This window comes from Methylobacterium sp. C33D, from assembly GCF_053345825.1.
Map to the genome: position 1 here is coordinate 1 of NZ_JBKFAV010000008.1, position 22,419 is coordinate 22,419.

Sequence of the window (22,419 nt, forward strand, 5' to 3'; positions counted from 1 at the left end):
GCTTCCCGAGCTTGATCCGCGCCACCGCGTCGGTCACCTTGCGGGTGACGAACTCGACGCCGCGCAGCGGGCTCTCGTGGTTGAACAGGATCCCGTTCGACGCGTGCAGCCCGAAGCTCTCGCGGTAGTTGATCGTCATCCAGTGCGCGTACAGCTTGGCCACGCCGTAGGGCGAGCGCGGGTAGAACGGCGTCGACTCGCTCTGCTCGGCCTCCTGGATCAGGCCGAACATCTCCGAGGTCGAGGCCTGGTAGTAGCGCGCCTGGGGCGCCGCCGAGCGCAGGCATTCCAGCATGTGCACCGCGCCGAGGCCGGTCACCTGCCCGGTCAGCAGCGGCTGCTGCCAGGACGAGGTCACGAACGACTGGGCCGCGAGGTTGTAGATCTCGTCCGGCTTGGCGGCCTGGACGATGCGCAGCAGGGCCGAGAGGTCGAGCAGGTTGCCGTCGACCAGCTCGACATCGTCGAGGATGCCGAGCCACTTCAACCGGTGATCGAAAACGCCGGCGTGGCTCGAGCGCCGCACGATCCCGGTGACCGCGTAGCCCTTCTGCAGGAGCAGCTGCGCCAGATACGCGCCGTCCTGGCCCGTCACTCCCGTGATCAGCGCTCGCTTGGCCGTCATGAACCCGTCCCGTCCCGAAGATGCCCGGCTGCTACGACCGCAACGGGCCGCGCGTCAAGGCGAGGTGTCGACATCAGTATTGTGTCAAGCAAGCGGAGCCTGACCGGCACTTCGCCAGACTAGCGTCGCAGCTCGACAGCCGTGCGCGATGATCGTGCGGCCCCGGCGCGGCGCGGCTAAGGTCGCACGAGCCAGTCCGTTACGCCGCCGAGCGTCCGGAATTCCTCGACGGCGTGGACGCGCGCCGCCGGGAGCGCGGCCCGGGCCATGGTGGCGAGGGCGTGGCCCGGCCCGAGCTCGAGGACGCGATCCGCGCCGTACTCGCGGCACGCCTCCAGGCAGGCGGCCCAGTCGATCGTGCGCGAGATCTGGAGCGCCAGCTTCTCGCGACCGTCCGCGTCCCGGAACACCGTGCTGCCGTCCAGCCCGCTGACCAGCCGGGGCGCGCGCGGCCCGGGGCGGCGCGGCTGCACCGCGTCGAGCGCGCCCCGGAAGACCGCCGTCGCGGCGTCCAGCAGCGGGGTGTGCGACGGCGTGTGGACCGGCAGGACCACCGCGCGCTGCGCGCCCTTGCCGGTCGCCTCCCGGCACAGCGCCTCCAGCGCCGCGCGCGCGCCGCCGACCACGCCGCTGTCGGGAGCGTTGCGGATGGCGAGGTGACACGCGTGGCGCCCCGCGAGATCCGCGAGGGCGGCGAGGCCAAGGCCGCGGATCCCCGCCAGCCCGAACCCCGCGCCGGACGCCGCGTCCATGGCCTCCGCCCGCCGGGCCGCCAGGGCCAGCACGTCCGCGAAGTCGAGGCGCCCGGCGACGCCCCAGGCCGCGAGATCGCCGATGCTGTAGCCGGCCACGATCGACCGGTCCGGAACTGCCTCCGCCAGCGCCCGCCACCCCGCCAGCGCGGCGACGCAGCACAGGATCTGGCCGGTTCGGTTCGCGTGCAGGGAGTCGCCGCCCGCGCGGGCCAGGTCGCGCGGGTCCGCGCCGCCGAGGAGCGGTCCGGCGGCGGCGAACACGTCCTGGGCTGCCGGATGATCGGCCGTGAGGTCGAACATCCCCGGGTGCTGACCACCCTGGCCGGAGAGGAGGATCGCGAGGGTCACGCCGCACCCGGGACGCGCAGGCCCGCGACCGGACGCAGGGCCAGCCGGTCCAGGTCCTTGGCGAGCACCGACCCGTTCTCAGGGGCGTCGCGCAGCTCACGCCAGTGCAGGCCGGCGCCGTCCGGCAGCAGGATCTCCCCGTCGATGCCCATCGGCGCCGTCTCCGCCACGGCGGCGATGCCGTCGAGCAGTCCGACCGGCACCGGTGGCGGGCAGGCCCAGAGCAGGTCGAGGTCGGAGCTGGCGCTCAGGTAGGTCAGGCCGGTGACCGACTGCCAGAGCAGGCTGCCGAAGGGGCGCGGCGCGAGGCCGTGCCGCCGGCCGAGCGCCGTCAGGGCGTCGAGGCTCAGGCCCCAGGCCGCCGGCGCGCAAGTGGCGGCCTCGGCGAGAGTCACCACCGGAGCGGGCGCCAGCGCCGATGCCGGAAGGGCGAGCCCGATCCGCCGCTTGCCGTCCGCCGGCGGCAGCGGCAGTCCGAGCGGCACCGCGTCGCCGGTCTCCCCGGGGACGCGGCGGCGGACGATCAGCGGCCGTCCCGCAGCGGCCCAGCCCTCCAGATGCGGGAGGGCGCCGAGATCGGGCCGGTCCGCGTGCCACGCCGACCAGGCCGCCGGATCGACCCGGACGAGGTCGTGGCGTCGGAACGGCTCAGCCAAGGCGGGCCTGGTCGGCCACGGCCGCGGCGACGGTGCGCGCGACCGGACGACCGCCGCGCTCGGCGCCCAGCCGGTCGCGGGTATCCTCTGCCGGCATCGTGTCGATCACCGCGCGGATCTGGGCCTCGAGAGGCCGGTCCGGATCCAGAACCACGTGGACGGCGCCTGTCGCCACCATATTGTCGAGGCCGGGCGCGAAGACGGGCGTCGACTTCGCCATGTCCTCCAGCCTGTCGAGGGGCAGCTTGGTCACCCGCGCGACGGACGGCAGGTCCATCACGCTCGGATTCGCCCCGGGCAGGGCCGCGAGGACGCGCGTCGCGAGCGCCGTGGCGATGAAGGCGCCGGCGGCGGAGTGGCCGTAGATCAGCCCGATCGTCGGATGGCCTGCCCGGTCCGCCAGGAGCAGCGCCTTGGCGAGATGCGCGAGGCACTCGTTGAGGCCAAGCAGTTCGTCGCGGCGGCTCATGCGCTGGCTGTCGGAATCCACCGCCACGAGGATCGGCGCGCGGTCGCCGGCCCGGACGGCGTCGAGCACCGCGCGCGACAGGGCCAGCGCCCCGTCGACGCCCAGCGGCGTGTCGCCGTCGACGCCGACCACGTGCATCCGGCCGTCCGCAAACGGGCCGGTGCCGGTCACGAGGCCGTCGCGCACCGCGACCGCGTGCCCCTGCGGGAACAGGGAGGCGAGGATCTCAGCGAGCGTCATGGTCGGCCTCCGGGCTCCGGGCCACGGTCTCGTCGAAGGCGGGCGTGTCCATAGCCGGCACTGCGTCGGGATCGTTCACGCCGAGGCGTGCCCAGACCTCTGTGGCGTCGCGGCAATCGCCGAACCGCTCGATCCGGGCCTCGAGGCGCGCCTGCTCGGCCTCCAGGGTCGATAGGTCGAAGGCCGGCGCTCGGCCGACGAGGTCGCGGGCGGCCGCGCGGAAGGCCCCGACCGTGTCGGCGCAGAAGGCGTCGGCGCCTCCGATCAGGCGGCGGTGCTTGCCACCCATGGTCCGCCAGACCAGCGCGCGGTCGCGGGAATCGAACTCCTCTGCGCCCTTGTTGGTCTCGATCACCTCGGGGCCGGAGACCGAGATGCGCCCGCTCTCCGACACGGCCAGCCGCGAGCAGGTGCCGGCGATGAGGCCGCCGCCGCCGTAGCAGCCGGCCCGGCCGCCGATCAGTCCGACGACCGGGATGCCGGCCGCGCGCGCGTCGACGATCGCCCGCATCGTCTCGGCGATGGCCGTCTCGCCGGCATTGGCTTCCTGCAGGCGGACGCCGCCGGTGTCGAACAGGATGAGGACCGCCCTCGGCCTCAGCTCCAGGGCCGCGCGGAGCAGGCCGACCAGCTTGCCGCCGTGAACCTCGCCGAAGGCACCGCCCATGAAGCGGCCCTCCTGGGCGGCGACCAGGACCGGGTCGCCGTCGAGGCGCGCGCTCCCGACGACGATGCCGTCGTCGAAGGCGCGGGGCAGGTCGAAGAGCGGCAGGTGCGGGCTCATGCACCGCTCGGTCGGCGGCAGGAACTCGCGGAAGCTGCCCGGATCGGTCAGCGCGAGCACGCGCTGGCGGGCGCTGGCCTCGTACCAGCTCAGGGCGTCCGGATCGTTGCGCGCGGCGGCGCGGTCGCCAGCCATGGTCAGGCCTCCATCAGCCGCGCACCCTGGAGCAGGCGCAGCGACACGGTGTCGGGGCGGGCGCCGCCGTCGTTGATGCTGATGCGGACTCCGCCCGGCTGTGCCCGGGCGACGAAATCGGCAACCACCGCCTCCCAGACGTCGCCGTAGCCGGCGATCGGGGTCTCGATGGCCACCTCGCAGGCATCCGGCGGCAGGACGCGCTCGAGCAGGATCTCCAGGTTGCCGGAGGCGACGACGCCGGTGATCGCGCTCGGCACCGAGCCGGCGAGCGGCTTCGCGGTGGCGTGGCGGAAGGTCAGGGATTCCATCGCCGGCTCCTCGAAAGCGGATTCGTCATCGCGCCGCGCTCACCAGTTCCGGAACCGGGCCGGAGGCTCGTAGAGCCCGCCGGACCAGTGCACGAGGTCCTTGATCGACTTCGCGGCGAGCAGCGCGCGGTCGGCGTCGAGCGGCTCGATGCCCAGATCCTCCGGGCGACGGATGACGCCCCGGGCGCGCAGGTCCTCGACCTTCGCCCGGTCGCGGCCGCGCCCCACCTCGGTATAGCCGGCCACGCCGCGGATCGCCTGCTCGCGCTCGTCGGCGTCCCGGCAGAGCAGCAGGTTGGCGATGCCCTCCTCGGTGACGATGTGCGTGACGTCGTCGGCGTAGATCATCACCGGCGCCAGTTCGAGGCCGATCTTCCGCGCCAGCTCGAGGGCGTCGAGCTTCTCCACGAAGGTCGGGACCAGCTTGTCGCCGAAGGTCTCGACCAGCTGCACCACGAGCTTGCGCCCGCGCATCAGTGCCGGGTCGCCGACGATCTGGCCCTCGCGGCCGGCCTTCATCCAGGCGTCGGAGGGGTGGCGGCGACCGTGCGGGTCCGAGCCCATGTTGGGCGCGCCGCCGAAGCCCGCCACCCGCGACTGGGTGATGGTCGAGGAATGGCCCATCAGGTCGATCTGCAGCGTCGCGCCGATGAACATGTCGCAGGCGTAGAGGCCGGCGGTCTGGCAGATCGCCCGGTTCGAGCGCAGGCTCCCGTCGGCACCGGTGAAGAAGATGTCGGGCCGCTCGCGGATGTAGCGGTCCATCCCGACCTCGGAGCCGAAGCAGTGGACCTGCTTGACCCAGCCGGACTCGATCGCCGGGATGAGGGTCGGGTGCGGGTTGAGCGCCCAGTGGGTGGCGATCTGGCCCTTGAGGCCGAGCTTCTCGCCGTAGGTCGGCAGCAGCAGCTCGATCGCCGCCGTGCCGAAACCGATGCCGTGGTTGAGCCGCTTGATGCCGTACTCGGCGTAGATGCTCTTGATCGCCATCATGGCGATCAGGATCTGCGTCTCGGTCATCGCCGCCGGGTCGCGGGTGAAGAGCGGCTCCACGTAGAAGGGCTTGTCGGCCTCGACCACGAAGTCGATCCGGTCGCCCGGGATGTCGACCCGCGGGACGGTGTCGACGATCTCGTTGACCTGCGCCACCACGACGCCGTTCTTGAAGGCGGTCGCCTCCACCACAGTCGGCGTGTCCTCGGTGTTCGGCCCGGTATACAGGTTGCCGTCCCGGTCGGCTGAGACGCCGGCGATCAGCGCCACGTTGGGCGTCAGGTCGACGAAGTAGCGGGCGAACAGCTCCAGGTAGGTGTGCACCGCCCCGAGCGCGATCTGGCCGCCGTAGAGCATCTTGGCGATGCGGGCACCCTGCGGGCCGGAGTACGAGTAGTCGAGCCGCTTGGCGATCCCGGTCTCGAACACGTCGAGATGCTCGGGCAGCACGATCCCCGACTGGACCATGTGCAAATCGTGGATCTTCCCGGGATCGCAGGCGCTCAGGCCGCGGGCGAGGCAGTCGGCCTGCTTCTGGTTGTCGCCCTCGAGGCAGACGCGGTCGCCGGGCCGCAGGATCGCCTCCAGCAGGTCGACTACGGCCCCGGCCGGCACGACCTTGCCGTCCGCGTGGGCGCGCCCCGCCGCGATCCGCGCGTCGCGGGCCTGCCTCTCACCGCGCCACTCGCCCATCCGCCTGCTCCAACCGGTAGACCGGGCCCCATCTAGCGACCCGTCTGGTATTTTCAAACCGGTCTCAATCACAGTTTCGTATACGGGATTGCGCGCCTGTCAATATCTTGCATACTTTGAGCAACGGCCCCCGAGGCCGATCCGGGAAGGGAACGCGCCATGTTGCACGCGTCCACACGGTCGTCGGATGCGGCCGGAAATGCCGCTCCGGTGAACGGGCAACGCCGATGATCGTCCTCGGTGTCGCGCTGCTCGCGGCCTGCACGCTGATCGGCGTGTATCTCGGCGACCTCCTCGGCCTCGCCCTCGGCGTGAAGGCCAATGTCGGCGGCGTCGGCATCGCCATGATCCTGCTCATCGTCGCGCGCCTGTGGCTGTCCCGCCGGGGCCGACTGACCAAGGGCGTCCAGTTCGGCGTCGAATTCTGGGCGGGGATGTACATCCCGATCGTCGTCGCCATGGCGGCCCAGCAGAACGTCGTCGCGGCCGTGAGCGGCGGCCCGATCGTGCTGATCGCGGCGACCGGTTCCCTGGTCCTGTGCTTCGGCGCCGTCGCCCTGCTCAGCCGGATCGGCCGGTGCGATCACGGTAGCGGCGCCGTCGCGCATGGCGGCTCCGTGATCGGCGGCGACGCCGAGCCCGAAGCGGCGGCGCCGGCCGCCGCGCCCGTCGCCAGGAAGGGGTGAGCGCCATGGGACACGACGTCTGGCACGGCATCGAGCACGTCTTCGTCGAGCAGAGCCTCGTGGCCGCCTTCGCGGTGGTCGGCGCGCTGATCCTGGTCTCGAACCTCGCCGCCAAGCACCTGACCAACGGCCGCGTCCACGGCTCCGCGATCGCGATCGTCCTGGGCCTGGTGCTCGCCTATGTCGGCGGCCTCTATACCGGCGGGAAGAAGGGCCTCGCCGACATCCCGGCGCTCGCCGGGATCGGCCTCATGGGCGGGGCGATGCTGCGCGACTTCGCCATCGTCGCCACGGCCTTCGAGGTGGACGTGATCGAGGCGCGGCGCGCGGGCCTGCTGGGCGTCCTCGCCCTCGCGCTGGGCACGATCCTGCCGTTCATCGTCGGCACCCTGACCGCCGTGGCCTTCGGCTACCACGACGCGGTCTCGATCACGACGATCGGCGCGGGGGCGATCACCTACATCGTCGGGCCCGTCACCGGCGCGGCGATCGGCGCGGATTCCACCGTGATGGCGCTGTCCATCGCCACCGGCGTGACCAAGGCGGTCATGGTGATGGTCGGAACGCCCCTGGTGGCCCGGCTGATCGGCCTCGACAACCCGCGCTCGGCCATGGCGTATGGCGGTCTGATGGGCACGGTCAGCGGGGTCGCGGGCGGCCTCGCGGCGACCGATCCGAAGCTCGTCCCCTACGGCGCGCTGACGGCGACGTTCCACACGGGCATCGGCTGCCTCGTCGGACCGTCGATCCTGTTCCTGACGGTGCGGGCCCTGGTCGGCTGACCCCGGGGCGTTCCGGCCTCCCGCTCGAAAAGCGGATCCGCGCGCGCGGATTAGGGTATGGCTTCGCATCGTCATCCCGAGGACTGGCAGGCGCCGCTCACGGGACGATCGAGGAACGGCGGATGCACGGGGACTTCCAGAAGATCGACAGCGGTCTGCTCTCGGACCGGATCCGCGACGCGCTCACCGACGCGATCGCGTCGGGGACGATCGCGGCCGGGACGGCCCTCGACGAGCAGAATCTCGCCGACCGCTACGGCGCGTCGCGCACACCCGTCCGGGAGGCGCTGCGCCAGCTCGCGGCCTCCGGCCTCGTCGAGATCCGGCCCCGGCGGGGCGTGGTGGTGGCGCGCCTGACGCCGCAGCGGATCGCCGACATGTTCGAGACGACCGCCGAGATCGAGGCGATGTGCGCCCGGCTGGCCACCTACCGGATGACGCCCCTCGAGCGCGGCGAGCTGATGGAGCTCCACGAAGAATCCGCCAAGGCGGTCGAGGCGGGCGACGTCGACGCCTACGACCGGTTCAACCGGGCCTTCCACGAGGCGCTCTACACGGCGACGCACAACGGCTTCATGGCCGAGCAGGCCCTGGCGATCCGCGAGCGGCTGGCCGCGTTCCGACGCACGCAGCTCCGCCACGCCGACCGGATCCGCCGCTCGCGGGAGGAGCACGGCGAGATCCTGTCGGCGATCGCCGAGGGGGACGGCGAGACGGCCGCCCGGCGCATGCGCGCCCACATGCTCCGGGCCGCCGCGGCGCTGGGGCGCTACATCGCCGAGACCGAGTGAGGCGGCGCGGGCCGGGCGGAGCGCCCCTGCGCCGCTGCGCGTCCGCGCGCCGAGATTCAGGCCCGCGGCGCCGAACCGCCGAGGGCGTCGGCGAGCCGCCCGATGTGCTGGGCCGCCCGACCGATGCCGAACGCTGCCCGCTCGGCATCCTCCGCCCGCCCCCGTTCCGCGGTCTCGGCGGCGGCGCGCAGCTCCGCGACGCTACCTTCCAGCGCCGCGATCCGCGACCGCAGCTCGGCGAGCTCGTCGGCGATGGTCAGCGCCGCCATGACCTGCAGGCGCATGTCGCCGATCTCGCCGAAGCTCTCGCGCATCTCGGCGATGCGCCCGTCGAGGGTCGCGGCGAGGCCCGTGAGATGCGCCTCCTCCCCCTCGCCGCAGGCCATGCGGTAGCTGCGGCCGTCGATGGTCACGTTGATCTGCGGCAAGGATGGCTCCGCTGGTCGCTCCGACAGGCGTGGGCGATAGGGTCAGGCGCGTCCCAGCACATCCTGAACGGTCTCGATGGCCCGGTCGAGCCGGTGCCCGACCTCCCCGGTCGTCGCCGCGACCGTGGCGAGGCGGGCGCTCGCCGCGTCGAGGGCGGCGGCGAGCCGGGCCCGGTCCTCGTCCAGCAGGGCGAGTTCCGCGTCCCGGTCGTCGGGCTGCGCGTCGGTCTCGAGGCGGTGCTGGACGACGGCGTCGAGGCGGTTGATCGCCGCTTCGAGCTGGCTGAGCGCATCGTCGATGGAACGGGTCTCGGTCTCGTCGGCCATGGTTCTTCGTCTACCCCGACACGAAGCTTTCCGTCGAATGCAGGCGAAATTCCAGCGCGAAAACGCGTTCGATCCCCGATCGGGTCGCGGACCGAATGGATCGTCGCGATCCCTGTTTATTGGTCGGTGGATCGAAGGTCTTTGTCACAGCCACGCGTTTGACAGGTCGAGGCTCCATGCTAGACAGCCGCGCGATCCCGAGAGGGACCGCGCGAGACATGCCGGAGGGCCGGTCCGCGACAGGTCCGAGGCCTCAGCCAGCACCGTCCGATCCGACGGTCACGGGCGTCGAAGCCCGGCCTCTCCCGGTCCGGTTCATCGCAGGTTCAAACCCGCCCGCCCAGATCGCGCCCGGCCCGGCCCGGACGGTATGGCGGGCCGCCGAGACCGCTCCGCGGACCGCCCCCTGAGGTCCGGCGCGCGGCGAGCCGCATCAGGAAGGAGTCACGCCGTGACGAAGGTTGCCATCAACGGGTTCGGGCGCATCGGCCGCAACGTCCTGCGCGCGATCGCGGAAGCCGGCCGCAGCGACATCGAGGTCGTGGCGATCAACGATCTCGGCCCGGTGGAGACCAACGCCCACCTGCTCCGCTACGACTCGGTGCACGGCCGCTTCCCAGGCGAGGTCGCCGTGGACGGCGAGTTCCTGGTGGTGAACGGCAAGCGCATCAAGGTCACGGCCGTGCGCAACCCGGCCGAGCTGCCGCACCGCGACCTCGGCGTCGACATCGCGCTGGAATGCACCGGCATCTTCACCTCGAAGGACAAGGCGAAGGCCCATCTCGACGCCGGCGCCAAGCGCGTCCTCGTCTCGGCCCCGGCCGACGGCGCCGACCTGACGGTGGTCTACGGCGTCAATCACGACAAGCTCACGGGCGAGCACCACGTCGTGTCGAACGCCTCCTGCACCACGAACTGCCTCGCCCCGGTGGCGAAGGTCCTGGACGAGGCCGTGGGCATCGAGCGCGGCTTCATGACCACGATCCACTCCTACACGAACGACCAGCCCTCGCTGGACCAGATGCACAAGGATCTCTACCGGGCCCGCGCCGCGGCGCTCTCGATGATCCCGACCTCGACCGGCGCCGCCAAGGCCGTCGGCCTCGTGCTCCCGGAGCTCAAGGGCAAGCTCGACGGCACCGCGATCCGCGTGCCGACCCCGAACGTCTCGGCGGTGGATCTCGTGTTCACGGCCAAGCGCGCGACCACGGTCCAGGAGATCAACGACGCGATCAAGGCCGCCGCCTCCGGTCCGCTCAAGGGCGTTCTCGGCGTCACCGACCGGCCGAACGTCTCGATCGACTTCAACCACGATCCGCACTCGTCGACCTTCCACCTCGACCAGACCAAGGTCATGGACGGCGTGCTGGTCCGCATCCTGACCTGGTACGACAACGAGTGGGGCTTCTCGAACCGCATGGCCGACACGGCCGTGGCGATGGCCAAGCTCATCTGAGCCGGACTGCAGCGGTCGCCGCCTCCTGAGAGGCCGGCGACCGCACCTCTCTTCGGACGGCCTTTCTTCGAACCAGGGACTCTCCAGGGATGACCGACGCTTCGCAGGGCACGTCGAGCGGGCTGGCTGCCGTGCCGCCCGCCCCCAGACCGGCTTCGCCGCCGCCCACCACCCCGACCGCACCACCTCCCGTAGCGACGGCCGCACCTGCCTCGTCCGCGGTCCCGTCCCACGCGCTCCCGGCGAACCAGCTCTTCGATCAGCTCGCCCGCATCGAGGACAAGTGCTCGCGCATCGAGGACAAGTACGCCCGTTCCGAGGCGCTGCTGTCCCGGGTCGAGGACAAGGTCGAGAACGCCGCGAACCGGATGAACGAATCCGCGCGCCAGTCCGACCTCGCGGCGCTCCGCACGGAGATGCGCGGCCTCGCCGAGCGCACCCGGCGCCTGCCCGGGACCGGCGCCCTCGTCCTCACCGCCGTGATCACCGCCATCTTGACCGTGGTCCTGATGGTCGCCGTCCAGCGGCTCAACCTCGACCGCCTGCTGCCGCAGCGGGCCACCATCGGCACGACCGCGCAGTAATCGCCCTCGCCTCGCACAGGACCGCACCAGACCGCATGAGCGCCTTCCGCACCCTCGACGACGCCGGCTCCCTCAAGGGCAAGCGGGTCCTCATGCGCGTCGACCTGAACGTGCCCATGGAGAACGGGCGGGTGACCGACGCGACCCGCATCGAGCGCGTCGCGCCGACGATCCGCGAGGTTTCCGAGCAGGGCGCCAAGGTGATCCTTCTGGCCCATTTCGGCCGGCCGAAGGGCAAGCGCGAGCCGAAGGACTCGCTGGAGCCGGTGGTTCCGGCGCTGAGCGCCGCTCTGGGGCGCAGCGTCGCGTTCGCGGCGGACTGCGTCGGCGACGCGGCCGCGCAGGCGGTGGCGTCCCTGAAGGACGGCGACGTCCTCCTCCTCGAGAATACCCGCTACCACGCCGGCGAGGAGAAGAACGACGCGGCCTTCGCGGACGCCCTGGCGGCGAACGGCGACGTGTACGTCAACGAGGCCTTCTCGGCGGCGCACCGCGCCCACGCCTCGACCGAGGGTCTGGCGCACCGGCTACCGGCCTATGCCGGACGCGAGATGCAGGCCGAACTCGACGCGCTGACCAAGGGCCTGGAATCGCCCCAGCGCCCGGTGATCGCGCTGGTCGGCGGCGCCAAGGTCTCCTCCAAGATCGATCTCCTCGAGAATCTCGTCGCCAAGGTCGACATGCTGGTGATCGGCGGCGGCATGGCCAACACGTTCCTGCACGCGCAGGGCAAGGCCGTGGGCAAGTCTCTCTGCGAGAAGGATCTCGCCGAGACCGCCACGCGCATCCTCGCGGCGGCCGAGAAGGCCGGCTGCCGGATCATCCTGCCGGTCGACGCGGTCGCCGCCACCGAGTTCAAGGCGCAGGCCCCCCACGAGACCGTGCCGGTCGATGCCGTACCGGACACGAGCATGATCCTCGATGCCGGTCCGCGGTCGGTCGCGGAGATCAACGCCGCCATCGACGGCGCCAAGACCCTGGTCTGGAACGGTCCGCTGGGCGCCTTCGAGCTCACCCCGTTCGACGCCGCGACCGTGGCCGCCGCCGCGCACGCGGCCGCGCGGACGAAGGCCGGCCAGCTCGTCTCCGTGGCGGGCGGCGGCGACACGGTGGCCGCGCTCAACCATGCCGGCGTGGCGCGGGACTTCACCTACGTCTCGACCGCCGGCGGCGCGTTCCTCGAATGGCTGGAAGGCAAGGCCCTTCCGGGCGTCGAGGCTCTGCGGGCGAAGGGCTGAGACGGCCGCCTTGCTCTCCTCCCCCTCCGACAAGGCCCTATCTAGGGGGCCGGCCCGCATCAGCCGCGGGGCCGAGTCGATGGGTGACGCCGTGCTGAACGCGACCTTCGAGATCCTGACGCGCTTCGACAGGCTCCAGGCTCGGACCGACCGCCCGGATCGCGGCCCGCGCGCGGGTCACCGGAATGCGGCCCGCACGCTGTTGATGCCGGCCATGACGGGCGGATTCGGCGGGCGCGTCAGCGCGGTCGAGGACCGCGTCGCGGCCCCGGAGCGCCGGAGCGGGTGCAGGTCATCCGCCGAAAGAATGCCCTGCGCCGCGTCGGAGATTGACCGAAAGCGAGGCACTCGGCAGAGCCACACGACACAGCTCAGCTGAGCGCCTGACGGCGGTTCCGGCGATCGGGCGGACGACGAAACGGGAAACGGGAAGACACGCACGATGGCACGCATCACCCTCCGGCAGCTCCTCGATCACGCCGCTGAGTACGAGTACGGCGTGCCCGCCTTCAACCTGAACAACATGGAGCAGGGGCTCGCCATCATGGCGGCCGCCGATGCCACCGACTCGCCGGTGATCCTCCAGGCGAGCCGCGGCGCCCGCGCCTACGCCAACGACGTCGTGCTGGCCAAGCTGATCGACGGCCTCGTCGAGATCTACCCGCACATCCCGGTCTGCATGCATCTCGACCACGGCAACAACGAAGCCACCTGCGCCACCGCCATCCAGTACGGCTTCACCTCGGTGATGATGGACGGCTCGCTGAAGGCCGACGGCAAGACCCCGGCCGACTACAACTACAACGTCGAAATCACCCGCAACGTCACCAAGATGGCCCACTGGGCCGGCGTCTCGGTCGAGGGCGAGTTGGGCGTGCTCGGCTCGCTCGAGAGCGGCCAGGGCGAGGCGGAGGACGGCCACGGCGCCGAGGGCACCCTGAGCCACGACCAGCTCCTGACCGACCCGGACGAGGCGGTGAAGTTCGTCGAGGCCACCAAGGTGGACGCGCTGGCGGTCGCCATGGGCACGAGCCACGGCGCCTACAAGTTCACCCGCAAGCCCGACGGCGAGGTGCTGGCGATGAACGTGATCGAGGAGATCCACCGCCGCCTGCCGACGACCCACCTCGTCATGCACGGCTCCTCGTCGGTGCCGCAGGATCTGCAGGACATCATCAACCAGTACGGCGGCCAGATGAAGCCGACCTGGGGCGTCCCGGTCGAGGAGATCCAGCGCGGCATCAAGCACGGCGTGCGCAAGATCAACATCGACACCGACAACCGCATGGCGATGACCGGTCAGATCCGGAAGGTTCTCACCGAGAACCCCTCCGAATTCGACCCGCGCAAGTACCTGAAGCCCGCCATGGAAGCGATGACAAAGCTCTGCAAGCAGCGCTTCGAGGAGTTCAACACGGCCGGCAAGGGCGCGAAGATCCGCCCGATCTCGGTTGCCGAGATGGCCAAGCGCTACGCCAGCGGCGCGCTCGACCCAAAGATCGGCCCGCAGTAGGGCGGGGATTATCGGCTCCGATGAGCAACAGTCCTAGGCTCGCCCTGCTCGGACCGCACGGTCTCGACGCGGACGGCATCGCGGATTTCGTGACGGCTCTGAAGACCGCCTGCGAAGCCGGCGACATCGCCGCCGTGATCCTGAGGCTCGCCGCTACCGACGAGCGCGGGCTGACGGCCCGCGTCAAATCGGTCGCTCCGACCGTGCAGGAGCGCGGCGCGGCCCTGGTCGTCGCCTGCCCGGGCTTCACCGGCGACCTCGCCGCGGTGGCGATCCGCGGCGGGGCCGACGGTATCCACGTCGACAAGCCGCGTGACCTGAAGGATCTGCGCGGCCGGCTCCGGGACGGGCGCATCCTCGGCGCGGGCGGCCTGGAGACCAAGCACGGCGCGATGGAGGCCGGCGAGGCCGGAATCGATTACCTGATGTTCGGTGGCCTGTACCCGGACGGCGTCGCGCCCGAGGCGGAGACCGTGCGGGCCCGCGCCGCGTGGTGGGCCGAGATCTTCGAGACGCCGTGCATCGCGGTGGCGGCTGCCGCCGACGAGATTGCGCCTCTCGCCGCGACGGGTGCCGAGTTCGTCGGCCTGGAGAGCGGCCTCTGGCTGCGGGATCCGGGGGCGGTCGAGCTGGCCCAGCGCGCCGTCCGGGAGTCCCAGGCGTGAGGGGCCGCGACGCCCGTCGTCTGGCGGTCTTCGTCGGCGCCGCGCTGCTGGCGTTGCCGTCCTATGCGGCTTCGGGACCGGCCGATCCGGCCCGGACCGCGACGCCCGGCTCGATCGGCCCTGCGGCGCAGACCGGCAAGACGACGACCGGCAAGACGACGATGCCGGAATTGCCGAGCCCCTACACGCCGAACTACTCGCGCGGCGCCGTGCCGCCGGCGGGCGGCCAGCCTCCGGATTTCGCCTACGGCGCCTATCAGAAGGGCCAGTACGTCACCGCCTTCCGCGAGGCGACGAAGCGCATCGAGGCGAATCCCAAGGATGCCGCCGCCATGACGCTGCTCGGCGAGCTGTACAACCAGGGTCTCGGCGTGAAGCAGGACCCGGTCAAGGCCGCCGACTGGTATCGCTTGGCGGCCGCGCAGAACGACGCGTCTGCCATGGCCTCCCTGGGACTGATGGCCCTCGACGGTCGCGGGATGCCGAAGGACCCGAAGGCCGGGCGGCGCTGGCTCGAGCAGGCCACGGCCCACGGCTCGCCGACCGCGGCCTACAATCTCGGCCTGATCCTGATCGGCACCGGCGCCACGGCCGACGAGGCGGCGGCCGCCGCGCAGTTCCGCAAGGCGTCCGATGCCGAGATCGGCCCGGCCCAGCACGACCTGGGCGTGCTCTACCTGCAGGGGCGCGGCGTGCCGAAGGATCCGTCGAAGGCCGCGGAGCTGTTCCGGCGCGGCGCCGACAACGGCGATCTCGCGAGCGAGGTCGAGTACGCGATCCTGCTCTTCAACGGCACCGGCGTCACCAAGGACGAGCGGGCCGCCGCCCGGTACTTCCTGCACGCGGCCTCGCGCGGCAACGCCATCGCGCAGAACCGCGTCGCGCGGCTCTACGCGGTGGGCCGCGGCGTCGCCAAGAATCCCGTGGAGGCGGCGGCCTGGAATCTGGCCGCCGCCGGCCAGGGTCTGTCCGACGCGTGGCTGGACCAGACCCTCTCCGGGCTGTCGGCCGACGAGCGCACCCGGGCGGAGCGTCTCGCCAACGAGCGGATCGAGCAGCGCTGAGCCGCTAGGCCTCGGCCTTGGACCAGTCGACGCCGGCCTCGAGATGAGGCAACAGGACGACGCTCTCCTGCTCGTTCGGGTCCGTCCGGGCGATCACGGCCGTCACCGTCTCCGTCTGGCTGCGGTTGTAGGGCAGGTGCGGCACGTCGGCGGCGATGTAGACGAATTCGCCGGCGCCCGCGATCGCGTGGTTCTCGAGCCGCTCGCCCCAGAAGCAGCCCGACACGCCCGACAGCACGTAGATCGCCGTCTCGTGATGTTCGTGCTTGTGGGCGTGAGCCCGCTCACCGGGCGGGATCTCGAGGAGCTGCATGTGCAGCGCCCGCGAACCCACGGCCTCGGCCGAGATCGCCGGACGGTAGATGTGCCCCTGCTTGCCGCGGAACGGCGCACTCTCGTGCACCACCCGGAACCCCTGCTTCTCCGTGCCGGACGCGGAACTCATGGACCTTCCTCCACTCTGAAGGCGGGATCGACGGGGATCTGCAGGCCGTTGACCAGCGCGTTGGTCTGGTTGGCCATCCCGACCACCGCCAGGAACTCGCCGTGCTGGGCCTCCGTCAAGCCCTTGGCCCGGGCGGCCGCGGTGTGGGAGTGGATGCAGTACGGGCAGCCATTGGCGATCGACACCGCGATGTAGACCAGTTCCTTGGTCAGGGGATCGAGGGTCCCGGGCCCCATGACAATCTTCAGGGTGGACCACGTCCGCTCAAGCAGCGCCGGATCGTTGGCGAGGCCGCGCCAGAAATTGTTGACGACGTCGGACCCGCGGGTCGCCCGGATGTCGGCGAAGACCGCGCGGACGCGCGGGTCTGCCTCGGCCTCGGCGTCGGACCAGAGTTTCACGGTCGCCACGACAGCTCCCTCACCACAGCCCCCTCCCCGCTGACCCCGACCTCAGAGCTTGCACGCCTCCTCGAGCGCCCGGTTCTCCGCCTCGGAGAACAGGCGCGAGCGGATGTGGAAGCGCTTCTCCCGCCCGTTCTCCAGGGAGAACATGCCGCCGCGGCCCGGCACTACGTCGAGGATCAGGTGCGTGTGCTTCCAGACCTCGAACTGCGAGCGGCTGATGAAGAAGTCCGCGCCCCCCACCGTGCCGAGATTCACGTCGCCGTCGCTCACCAGGAAGTCGCCCACCGGGTAGCACATGGGCGAGGAGCCGTCGCAGCAGCCGCCCGACTGGTGGAACATGACCGGGCCGTACTCACTCCGCAGCTCTTCGATCAGGGCGAGCGCCACCGGGGTCGCGGTGACCCGGAGGGGTGTCCCGTCGACGCCGGCCTGCTCGGCGACGTTGGCGTCGATAACCTGGTCCGAACTCATGCCGTCCTCCCTGTCGATGCCTGAATATGCGGTGGTCTCGGCCGGTTTCCACTGCGCGGCCCGCCGGATGCGGGCGCCGAACGGTCGCGTCGCGCGTCGCGTCGCCGGAGGGCGGGGATCACCGCCCGACGGACCGGGCGTCCGGGATCGAAAAAGCCCCGGCCTCTCGGCCGGGGCTGAAGTTGTCTCGGGGGGTTAACCCGGGAAGAAACTCAGAAGAACCCGAGCTTCTTGGCCGAGTAGCTGACCAGCATGTTCTTGGTCTGCTGGTAGTGATCGAGCATCATCTTGTGGGTCTCGCGGCCGATGCCGGACTGCTTGTAGCCGCCGAAGGCCGCGTGGGCCGGATAGGCGTGGTAGCAGTTCGTCCAGACCCGCCCGGCCTGGATCGCGCGGCCGAAGCGGTACGCACGGGTGCCGTCGCGGGTCCAGACGCCGGCGCCGAGGCCGTAGAGCGTGTCGTTGGCGATGGAGAGCGCCTCGGCGTCGTCCTTGAAGGTCGTGACCGACAGGACCGGCCCGAAGATCTCCTCCTGGAAGATGCGCATCTTGTTGTGGCCGCGGAACACCGTCGGCTTCACGTAGAAGCCTTCGGCGAACTCGCCGTCCTTGACGTTGCGCTCGCCGCCCGTGAGCAGCTGCGCGCCCTCCTGCCGGCCGATATCGATGTAGGAGAGGATCTTCTCCATCTGCTCGCCCGAGGCCTGGGCACCGATCATCGTGGCCGGATCGAGCGGCGAGCCCTGGGTGATCGCCTCGACGCGCTTCACCGCGCGCTCCATGAACCGGTCGTAGATCGACTCGTGCACGAGCGCGCGGCTCGGGCAGGTGCAGACCTCACCCTGGTTGAGGGCGAACATCGTGAAGCCCTCGAGGGCCTTGTCGAAGAAGTCGTCGTCCTCGTTCGCCACGTCGGCGAAGAAGATGTTCGGCGACTTGCCGCCGAGTTCCAGCGTGACCGGGATCAGGTTCTGCGACGCGTACTGCATGATGAGGCGGCCGGTGGTCGTCTCACCCGTGAAGGCGATCTTGGCGATCCGCGGCGACGAGGCGAGCGGCTTGCCGGCCTCGAGGCCGAAGCCGTTGACGATGTTCAGCACGCCCGGCGGCAGCAGGTCACCGATGATCTCCGCCAGCACCAGCACGGAGGCCGGGGTCTGCTCGGCCGGCTTCAGGACCACGCAGTTGCCGGCGGCGAGCGCCGGGGCGAGCTTCCACACCGCCATGAGGATCGGGAAGTTCCACGGGATGATCTGGCCGACGACGCCCAGCGGTTCGTGGAAGTGATAGGCGACCGTGTCGTGGTCGATCTCGGAGATCGACCCCTCCTGCGCCCGCACGCAGCCGGCGAAGTAGCGGAAATGATCGATGGCGAGCGGGATGTCGGCGTGGGTCGTCTCGCGGATCGGCTTGCCGTTGTCCCAGGTCTCGGCCAGCGCGAGCAGATCGAGGTTCTCCTCCATCCGGTCGGCCATCTTGAGCAGGATGCGGGCGCGCTCAGCCGGCGCCGTCTGGCCCCAGGCCTCCCGGGCGGCGTGGGCGGCGTCGAGGGCCTTCTCCACGTCCTGGGCGTCGGAGCGGGCGACCTCGCACACCACCTTCCCGGTGATCGGGGAGGTGTTCTCGAAATAGCGGCCGGCCGCGGGGGCGACCCACTGGCCGCCGATGAAGTTGTCGTAGCGGGCCGAGAAGGGCGACTTGACCTTCGAGTCGCCGAGGAATTCCGGCTTGTTCATCGCTATGTTCCCTCCGTAGGCCCCGGCCTCGCGAACCGCGGCTCTTGGGCTTAAGCTGGCGCTGGGGCGACCGATCGTCCGGGCCGCATCCGCTTCCGCTCTGTTCGCAGCCAATGGCTTTTGGCCTGCCGAATCAAGGTGGACTTTTGGCCAGTGCGCGAGTGCGCCGATCCTACGCGCTTCCTGGCGTCATCGCGAGCGGGCATAAATTCCCGGTCCGGACCGCGACCGGGCGGCGCCGACCGGGGCGTCCCGCCGCCCAACGAATCACCGCGTCCGGCGACGGCGCCGCGGCTCAACCGAGGAGGACGAGCGGGACGGCCGCCGCCGCGAGCGGCAGAGCCGCCAGGGCCGCGCTCCGCAGCCAGGTCGGCCGATAGGCGATGATCGCGACCACGGCCAGGGCCGAGCCCGTCAGCGATCCGACCCACTGAACCGGGCCGAAATTCCAACCCGCCGCCGCGACGGCCGCGGCGAACGAGAGGCCGAGCCCGCACCACCCCGCGATCCGCAGGCTGCCGACCCGCCCCTTCGGCACGCCGACGCGGTAGGCGGCCCGGTGATGCCGGTCGAGGCTGAGGGCGAGGGCCGCGAAGCCCGAGAAGCTCAGGAGGAGGCTGAGCATCAGCGCGGCGGGTGTCATGCTTCGACCGTCCGTGACAGGCTGGCCTTGGCCGGGCGCGCCGCCGGGAGGGTCCGCCGTGCCGCGAGCCGGCATCCGATGCCCAGCGTCACGCCCACGGCCGCCATGGCCGCGTCGAAGGCGAGGAAGCGTTCCTGACCGACCAGGGCCGCGTCCACCAGCGGGATCGCGAGGAACGCGCAGGCCGGCACGGCCAGGGCCAGTGACCAAGCCCGCCGCCGCGGATACAGGGACCCGGCGAGCGCAGCGGCGACCCAGGCGGCGAGGAACGCGCGCACCTCCCAGTCCGCCCGGTCCCCGATCCCGTCGGGCAGCAACCGGTTCGCCAGGAAATACGCGGCGAGGCCCACCGGCAGACCCGCGATGGTGCCGAGGTTGAGGAGTCGCACCAGGCGCAGGCCGAAGCCCTCGGGATCCGCGCCCTTCGGCGCCCGCGCCACCGTCCACAGCACGAGGCCGCTCGCGACCGTGGCGGCGCCCATCAGGCCGCAGAGGAAGAACAGGAGGCGCAGGGGCGCGCTGGCGAAGTGCGCCTCGTGCAGCCCCGCCATCACGGCACCGGTCCGGGTCGCCGCGCCGGCCTCGCCCACACGGGCGATCTCCGCGCCGGTATCGGCCGCGTAGGCGATCTGCGGGTGCAGGTGTGCGAGCCCGCGCGGCTCCTCGAAATACGCCGTCACGGTGGCGCCCGCATCGCCGGGCTGGGTGACCAGCACCACCTCCGGCACCTCGCCGCCGGCCGCCGCGGCGCGGGCGACGATGTCGCCGAGCGGCAGCGGCGTGCCGGGGCGGCCAACCGGGGCCGCACCCGGCGTCGCGAGGCCGGCTTCGGCATAGTAGCGCAGCATGTCGTCGCCGTAGACGGCCTTCATGCCCCAGGGCATCAGCGTCGCCGACAGGGTGACGAGGCCCGTGTAGACGATCATCAGGTGGAAGGGGAGCGCCAGCACGCCGACCACGTTGTGGGCGTCGAGCCAGCCGCGCTGCGCCGAGCGGTCGCGCCGGAAGGTGAAGAAATCGGCGAAGATCCGCCGGTGCGTCACGATCCCGGAGATCAGCGCGATCAGCAGGACCATGGCGCAGGCCGACACGATCCAGCGGCCCCAGATCGGCGGCAGGCTCAGCTCGAAGTGGAAGCGGTACAGGAAGTCGCCGCCGCGCGTGTCGCGGACGCGGGCCGGCTCGCCGGTCGCGGGATCGAGGAGCGCGTGGTGGAACGGCCCGCTGAAGTTCTGCCACCAGTAGACCTCGACGGCCGAAGTCTCGGCGTTCGGCAGCTTGATCGACCAGCCGGCCGCGTCCGGCATGGTCCTGCGCAGGAAGGCGCCGGCCCGCGTCGCCGCTGCGGCGGGATCGGGGGCTGTCGCGGACAGTTCCGGCCGCATCCAGTCCGAGATGTCGGTGCGGTAGTAGCTGGCGGTGCCGGTGACGAAGATCGCGAACAGCACCCAGCCGACCACGAGGCCGGACCACGTGTGCAGCCACGCCATCGCCTGGCGGAAGCTCCGCCCCGCGCTCACGCGGCCGGCCCGTGCGCGAAGGCGCCGGCGAGCCACAGGGCGCCGGTCAGCAGGAGCGCCGTCAGGCCGAGGCCCAGCGTCGCCCGGCCGAGCGTGCGGGCCGCGAAGACCCAGATCACCGCGCCCGCCATGATGGCGAAGCTCGCGAGCGTGCCGGCGGAGACCGCCTCGGCCCGCGGGAGGGGGAGGAGCAGCGCCAGGAGCGCGCTCGCCAGGGCGGCGACCGCGTAACCGCCGAGGGCCGCGAGCAGCACCCGGCCGGCGATCGCGACGCGGTCGATCAGCGTCGGCATGGCACGGGCGCTCATGGCGCCACCTCTCGTTCCCGTGAGCCCATGGCGCGACCTAGCAGCGGCCGAAGCTGCGGCGCAACGCCTATGTTCCGGAACGATTCCAGTGTGAAACGAGGTGTTTAGGACCAAGCATGGGGGCGCAACCGGAGGTCCTGCCCCGCGCTCGCCCGATCCGAATCAGGGGCCGGCGAGTCCCGACGCCGCGTCCCGACCGGACTTGCGGATCGCGACGGCCGCGTTCCGCGCGCTCGGCGGCAGATCGGCCCACGGGTCCGGCTTGGCCGAGGCCGCGGCGGACCCGGATGCCGGGCCGGCGATCCGGCCGTCGCGCGCGTGTCCCCAGCCGTAGCCCGCGTTGATCCCCGCGTAGAAGCCCGTGAAGTCCTCGGCCCGGGCTCCCCCCGCGAGCAATATCAGAGCCGTGGACAGAGCGAGGCGGCGCATGGATCGTCCCCGAAAGAGGAAGGCGGCGGCCCCGGAGGGGGCCGCCGCCTCGCAGTCTTCGCGCGGATCGCGGCGGGAGAGAGACCGCCGCGTGATCCTCAATCCTCGACGTTGATGCTCTGTGCCTCGCGGCCCTTCTGGCCCTCGACCACGCCGAGCGTGACCTGCTGACCCTCGGCGAGCGAGTCGAGACCGGCGCGCGACAGCGCGGAGCGGTGCACGAACACGTCCTTGCCGCCGTCGTTGACCGAGACGAAGCCGAAGCCCTTGGCGGGATCGTACCACTTCACGGTGCCGCTCATCTCGACCGACGGGCCGCTGGCGAAACGGCCACCGCCGCCACCGCCGCCGCCGTAGCCGCCACCGCCGTAACCACCGCGATCGCGGTCGCCGTAGCCGCCGCCGGCACCGAAGCCGCCGGTGCGCGGACGGAACTCACGCCGGGGCGCGGGCGCCTCGGCCGTGGAGGTGTCGACGCTGGTGACGCTCGTGACCTGCGGGCCCTTCTGACCCTGGGCCGTCGTGACCGTCAGCCGGGTGCCCGGCATCAGATCGTCGTGGCCGGCCGCCTCGACAGCGCGGATGTGGAGGAAGGCATCGCCCGAACCGTCGCCGAGTTCGACGAAGCCGAAGCCCTTCTCCTTGTTGAACCACTTGACCGTCGCATCGCGCTCCGGTCCGGACGCGACCGGAGCCGCGCCACGCGACGGGCCGCGGTCGAAACCGCCCCCGCCGAAACCACCGCCGCCACCGCCGAAACCGCCGCCGCCGTATCCGCCGCTGGGGGGAGCCTGATCAGGCCATCTCGGCTCGCCACTCTCGTCGAAGCCGCGCTTCTGCGGCCCTCTGAAATCACGACCACGTCCCATAGAAAGCTCGCAAAAACCGTCCGCCGCCCTTGTCTCGAATACCGCGTG

General features: G+C 71.5%; 27 protein-coding genes. 9 read left to right on the plus strand and 18 right to left on the minus strand.

Annotated elements, in window-relative coordinates; all coding sequences use genetic code 11:
* The 7 genes from ACLBXO_RS07710 to mdcA all read right to left on the minus strand — a co-directional run.
* On the minus strand, positions 1–625 hold a 625-nt coding region (locus ACLBXO_RS07710), incomplete at its 3' end, for a GDP-mannose 4,6-dehydratase (RefSeq protein WP_447685025.1).
* Positions 626–801: 176 nt separating this feature from the next.
* A complete protein-coding gene (locus tag ACLBXO_RS07715; RefSeq protein WP_447685026.1) occupies positions 802–1,728 on the minus strand; it encodes an acyltransferase domain-containing protein in 927 nt (308 codons plus the stop codon).
* Entirely contained in the window at positions 1,725–2,384 is a 660-nt protein-coding gene (mdcG, locus tag ACLBXO_RS07720) for a malonate decarboxylase holo-[acyl-carrier-protein] synthase (protein ID WP_447685027.1), read from the minus strand. Before mdcG ends, ACLBXO_RS07715 begins: the two co-directional genes overlap by 4 nt.
* The gene (mdcE, locus tag ACLBXO_RS07725; protein WP_331312452.1) at positions 2,377–3,093 is read right to left on the minus strand and encodes a biotin-independent malonate decarboxylase subunit gamma; all 717 of its coding nucleotides are present in this window, start codon (positions 3,091–3,093) and stop codon (positions 2,377–2,379) included. Before mdcE ends, mdcG begins: the two co-directional genes overlap by 8 nt.
* A complete protein-coding gene (locus ACLBXO_RS07730; protein ID WP_447685028.1) occupies positions 3,080–4,012 on the minus strand; it encodes a biotin-independent malonate decarboxylase subunit beta in 933 nt (310 codons plus the stop codon). The genes mdcE and ACLBXO_RS07730 overlap by 14 nt, the downstream gene beginning before the upstream one ends.
* Positions 4,013–4,014: 2 nt before the next feature.
* Positions 4,015–4,323 (minus strand): malonate decarboxylase acyl carrier protein, encoded by a 309-nt coding sequence (gene mdcC, locus ACLBXO_RS07735; RefSeq protein ID WP_331312455.1) that lies wholly within the window; start codon positions 4,321–4,323, stop codon positions 4,015–4,017.
* 39 nt (positions 4,324–4,362) lie between these two features.
* Entirely contained in the window at positions 4,363–6,009 is a 1,647-nt protein-coding gene (gene mdcA, locus ACLBXO_RS07740; protein ID WP_447685029.1) for a malonate decarboxylase subunit alpha, read from the minus strand.
* Between the two features lie 227 nt (positions 6,010–6,236).
* Here mdcA and madL point away from each other — a divergent pair, with 227 nt between their 5' ends.
* From madL to ACLBXO_RS07755, 3 genes are all read left to right on the plus strand, one after another.
* Positions 6,237–6,695, plus strand: a complete 459-nt coding sequence (gene madL / locus ACLBXO_RS07745; protein ID WP_447685030.1) for a malonate transporter subunit MadL — start codon at positions 6,237–6,239, stop codon at positions 6,693–6,695.
* Positions 6,696–6,700: 5 nt separating this feature from the next.
* Positions 6,701–7,477 (plus strand): malonate transporter subunit MadM, encoded by a 777-nt coding sequence (gene madM / locus ACLBXO_RS07750; RefSeq protein ID WP_447685031.1) that lies wholly within the window; start codon positions 6,701–6,703, stop codon positions 7,475–7,477.
* A 122-nt stretch (positions 7,478–7,599) separates the two neighbouring features.
* The gene (locus tag ACLBXO_RS07755) at positions 7,600–8,268 is read left to right on the plus strand and encodes a GntR family transcriptional regulator (protein ID WP_020091534.1); all 669 of its coding nucleotides are present in this window, start codon (positions 7,600–7,602) and stop codon (positions 8,266–8,268) included.
* A 56-nt stretch (positions 8,269–8,324) separates the two neighbouring features.
* Here ACLBXO_RS07755 and ACLBXO_RS07760 read toward each other — a convergent pair whose 3' ends face one another.
* Positions 8,325–8,696, minus strand: coding sequence for a cell division protein ZapA (locus tag ACLBXO_RS07760; protein ID WP_331312461.1), 372 nt, complete (start codon positions 8,694–8,696; stop codon positions 8,325–8,327).
* Between the two features lie 42 nt (positions 8,697–8,738).
* Positions 8,739–9,023: a DUF4164 family protein gene (locus ACLBXO_RS07765; protein ID WP_331312462.1), complete on the minus strand. Its 285-nt coding sequence runs from the start codon at positions 9,021–9,023 to the stop codon at positions 8,739–8,741.
* A gap of 451 nt (positions 9,024–9,474) precedes the next feature.
* Between ACLBXO_RS07765 and gap the strand changes: the two genes are divergently transcribed.
* From gap to ACLBXO_RS07795, 6 genes are all read left to right on the plus strand, one after another.
* On the plus strand, positions 9,475–10,479 hold the full coding sequence (gene gap, locus ACLBXO_RS07770) for a type I glyceraldehyde-3-phosphate dehydrogenase (protein WP_012317185.1): 1,005 nt from the start codon (positions 9,475–9,477) through the stop codon (positions 10,477–10,479).
* A gap of 89 nt (positions 10,480–10,568) precedes the next feature.
* The gene (locus ACLBXO_RS07775; RefSeq protein ID WP_447685032.1) at positions 10,569–11,063 is read left to right on the plus strand and encodes a hypothetical protein; all 495 of its coding nucleotides are present in this window, start codon (positions 10,569–10,571) and stop codon (positions 11,061–11,063) included.
* 35 nt (positions 11,064–11,098) lie between these two features.
* Positions 11,099–12,301, plus strand: coding sequence for a phosphoglycerate kinase (locus ACLBXO_RS07780; RefSeq protein ID WP_331312464.1), 1,203 nt, complete (start codon positions 11,099–11,101; stop codon positions 12,299–12,301).
* Between the two features lie 442 nt (positions 12,302–12,743).
* Positions 12,744–13,814 carry a class II fructose-bisphosphate aldolase gene (gene fba / locus ACLBXO_RS07785; protein WP_331312465.1) on the plus strand — a complete coding sequence of 357 codons (1,071 nt, stop codon included), beginning with the start codon at positions 12,744–12,746 and terminating at the stop codon, positions 13,812–13,814.
* A gap of 20 nt (positions 13,815–13,834) precedes the next feature.
* On the plus strand, positions 13,835–14,479 hold the full coding sequence (locus ACLBXO_RS07790; RefSeq protein WP_447685033.1) for a thiamine phosphate synthase: 645 nt from the start codon (positions 13,835–13,837) through the stop codon (positions 14,477–14,479).
* Positions 14,476–15,543 carry a tetratricopeptide repeat protein gene (locus tag ACLBXO_RS07795; protein WP_447685034.1) on the plus strand — a complete coding sequence of 356 codons (1,068 nt, stop codon included), beginning with the start codon at positions 14,476–14,478 and terminating at the stop codon, positions 15,541–15,543. Before ACLBXO_RS07790 ends, ACLBXO_RS07795 begins: the two co-directional genes overlap by 4 nt.
* 4 nt (positions 15,544–15,547) lie before the next feature.
* On the opposite strand, the gene ACLBXO_RS07800 is transcribed toward ACLBXO_RS07795, so the two are convergent.
* The 9 genes from ACLBXO_RS07800 to ACLBXO_RS07840 form a co-directional block, all read right to left on the minus strand.
* Positions 15,548–15,988 (minus strand): cupin domain-containing protein, encoded by a 441-nt coding sequence (locus ACLBXO_RS07800; RefSeq protein WP_331312469.1) that lies wholly within the window; start codon positions 15,986–15,988, stop codon positions 15,548–15,550.
* Complete coding sequence (locus ACLBXO_RS07805) at positions 15,985–16,398, minus strand: carboxymuconolactone decarboxylase family protein (protein ID WP_447685035.1); 414 nt, start codon at positions 16,396–16,398, stop codon at positions 15,985–15,987. Before ACLBXO_RS07805 ends, ACLBXO_RS07800 begins: the two co-directional genes overlap by 4 nt.
* A 42-nt stretch (positions 16,399–16,440) precedes the next feature.
* On the minus strand, positions 16,441–16,866 hold the full coding sequence (locus ACLBXO_RS07810; protein ID WP_331312471.1) for a DUF779 domain-containing protein: 426 nt from the start codon (positions 16,864–16,866) through the stop codon (positions 16,441–16,443).
* A gap of 212 nt (positions 16,867–17,078) precedes the next feature.
* Entirely contained in the window at positions 17,079–18,602 is a 1,524-nt protein-coding gene (gene adh / locus ACLBXO_RS07815) for an aldehyde dehydrogenase (protein ID WP_331312472.1), read from the minus strand.
* A 295-nt stretch (positions 18,603–18,897) separates the two neighbouring features.
* On the minus strand, positions 18,898–19,245 hold the full coding sequence (locus ACLBXO_RS07820; RefSeq protein ID WP_447685036.1) for a DUF3325 domain-containing protein: 348 nt from the start codon (positions 19,243–19,245) through the stop codon (positions 18,898–18,900).
* Positions 19,242–20,735: a PepSY-associated TM helix domain-containing protein gene (locus ACLBXO_RS07825; RefSeq protein ID WP_447685130.1), complete on the minus strand. Its 1,494-nt coding sequence runs from the start codon at positions 20,733–20,735 to the stop codon at positions 19,242–19,244. The genes ACLBXO_RS07820 and ACLBXO_RS07825 overlap by 4 nt, the downstream gene beginning before the upstream one ends.
* 26 nt (positions 20,736–20,761) lie before the next feature.
* Positions 20,762–21,073: an iron transporter gene (locus ACLBXO_RS07830; protein WP_447685037.1), complete on the minus strand. Its 312-nt coding sequence runs from the start codon at positions 21,071–21,073 to the stop codon at positions 20,762–20,764.
* 162 nt (positions 21,074–21,235) lie between these two features.
* Positions 21,236–21,502 carry a hypothetical protein gene (locus ACLBXO_RS07835; protein ID WP_447685038.1) on the minus strand — a complete coding sequence of 89 codons (267 nt, stop codon included), beginning with the start codon at positions 21,500–21,502 and terminating at the stop codon, positions 21,236–21,238.
* Between the two features lie 98 nt (positions 21,503–21,600).
* Positions 21,601–22,371: a cold-shock protein gene (locus ACLBXO_RS07840; protein ID WP_447685039.1), complete on the minus strand. Its 771-nt coding sequence runs from the start codon at positions 22,369–22,371 to the stop codon at positions 21,601–21,603.
* Positions 22,372–22,419 lie beyond the last annotated feature (48 nt).

Excerpts from the sequence above, each read along its gene's own strand:
- mdcE (WP_331312452.1), bottom strand. The coding sequence starts at position 3,093 with ATGACGCTCGCTGAGATCCTCGCCTCCCTGTTCCCGCAGGGGCACGCG.
- ACLBXO_RS07730 (WP_447685028.1), bottom strand. The coding sequence starts at position 4,012 with ATGGCTGGCGACCGCGCCGCCGCGCGCAACGATCCGGACGCCCTGAGC.
- mdcC (WP_331312455.1), bottom strand. The coding sequence starts at position 4,323 with ATGGAATCCCTGACCTTCCGCCACGCCACCGCGAAGCCGCTCGCCGGC.
- mdcA (WP_447685029.1), bottom strand. The coding sequence starts at position 6,009 with ATGGGCGAGTGGCGCGGTGAGAGGCAGGCCCGCGACGCGCGGATCGCG.
- madL (WP_447685030.1), top strand. The coding sequence starts at position 6,237 with ATGATCGTCCTCGGTGTCGCGCTGCTCGCGGCCTGCACGCTGATCGGC.
- madM (WP_447685031.1), top strand. The coding sequence starts at position 6,701 with ATGGGACACGACGTCTGGCACGGCATCGAGCACGTCTTCGTCGAGCAG.
- ACLBXO_RS07755 (WP_020091534.1), top strand. The coding sequence starts at position 7,600 with ATGCACGGGGACTTCCAGAAGATCGACAGCGGTCTGCTCTCGGACCGG.
- ACLBXO_RS07765 (WP_331312462.1), bottom strand. The coding sequence starts at position 9,023 with ATGGCCGACGAGACCGAGACCCGTTCCATCGACGATGCGCTCAGCCAG.
- ACLBXO_RS07775 (WP_447685032.1), top strand. The coding sequence starts at position 10,569 with ATGACCGACGCTTCGCAGGGCACGTCGAGCGGGCTGGCTGCCGTGCCG.
- ACLBXO_RS07780 (WP_331312464.1), top strand. The coding sequence starts at position 11,099 with ATGAGCGCCTTCCGCACCCTCGACGACGCCGGCTCCCTCAAGGGCAAG.
- fba (WP_331312465.1), top strand. The coding sequence starts at position 12,744 with ATGGCACGCATCACCCTCCGGCAGCTCCTCGATCACGCCGCTGAGTAC.
- ACLBXO_RS07790 (WP_447685033.1), top strand. The coding sequence starts at position 13,835 with ATGAGCAACAGTCCTAGGCTCGCCCTGCTCGGACCGCACGGTCTCGAC.
- ACLBXO_RS07800 (WP_331312469.1), bottom strand. The coding sequence starts at position 15,988 with ATGAGTTCCGCGTCCGGCACGGAGAAGCAGGGGTTCCGGGTGGTGCAC.
- ACLBXO_RS07810 (WP_331312471.1), bottom strand. The coding sequence starts at position 16,866 with ATGAGTTCGGACCAGGTTATCGACGCCAACGTCGCCGAGCAGGCCGGC.
- adh (WP_331312472.1), bottom strand. The coding sequence starts at position 18,602 with ATGAACAAGCCGGAATTCCTCGGCGACTCGAAGGTCAAGTCGCCCTTC.
- ACLBXO_RS07820 (WP_447685036.1), bottom strand. The coding sequence starts at position 19,245 with ATGACACCCGCCGCGCTGATGCTCAGCCTCCTCCTGAGCTTCTCGGGC.
- ACLBXO_RS07825 (WP_447685130.1), bottom strand. The coding sequence starts at position 20,735 with ATGGCGTGGCTGCACACGTGGTCCGGCCTCGTGGTCGGCTGGGTGCTG.
- ACLBXO_RS07830 (WP_447685037.1), bottom strand. The coding sequence starts at position 21,073 with ATGAGCGCCCGTGCCATGCCGACGCTGATCGACCGCGTCGCGATCGCC.
- ACLBXO_RS07835 (WP_447685038.1), bottom strand. The coding sequence starts at position 21,502 with ATGCGCCGCCTCGCTCTGTCCACGGCTCTGATATTGCTCGCGGGGGGA.
- ACLBXO_RS07840 (WP_447685039.1), bottom strand. The coding sequence starts at position 22,371 with ATGGGACGTGGTCGTGATTTCAGAGGGCCGCAGAAGCGCGGCTTCGAC.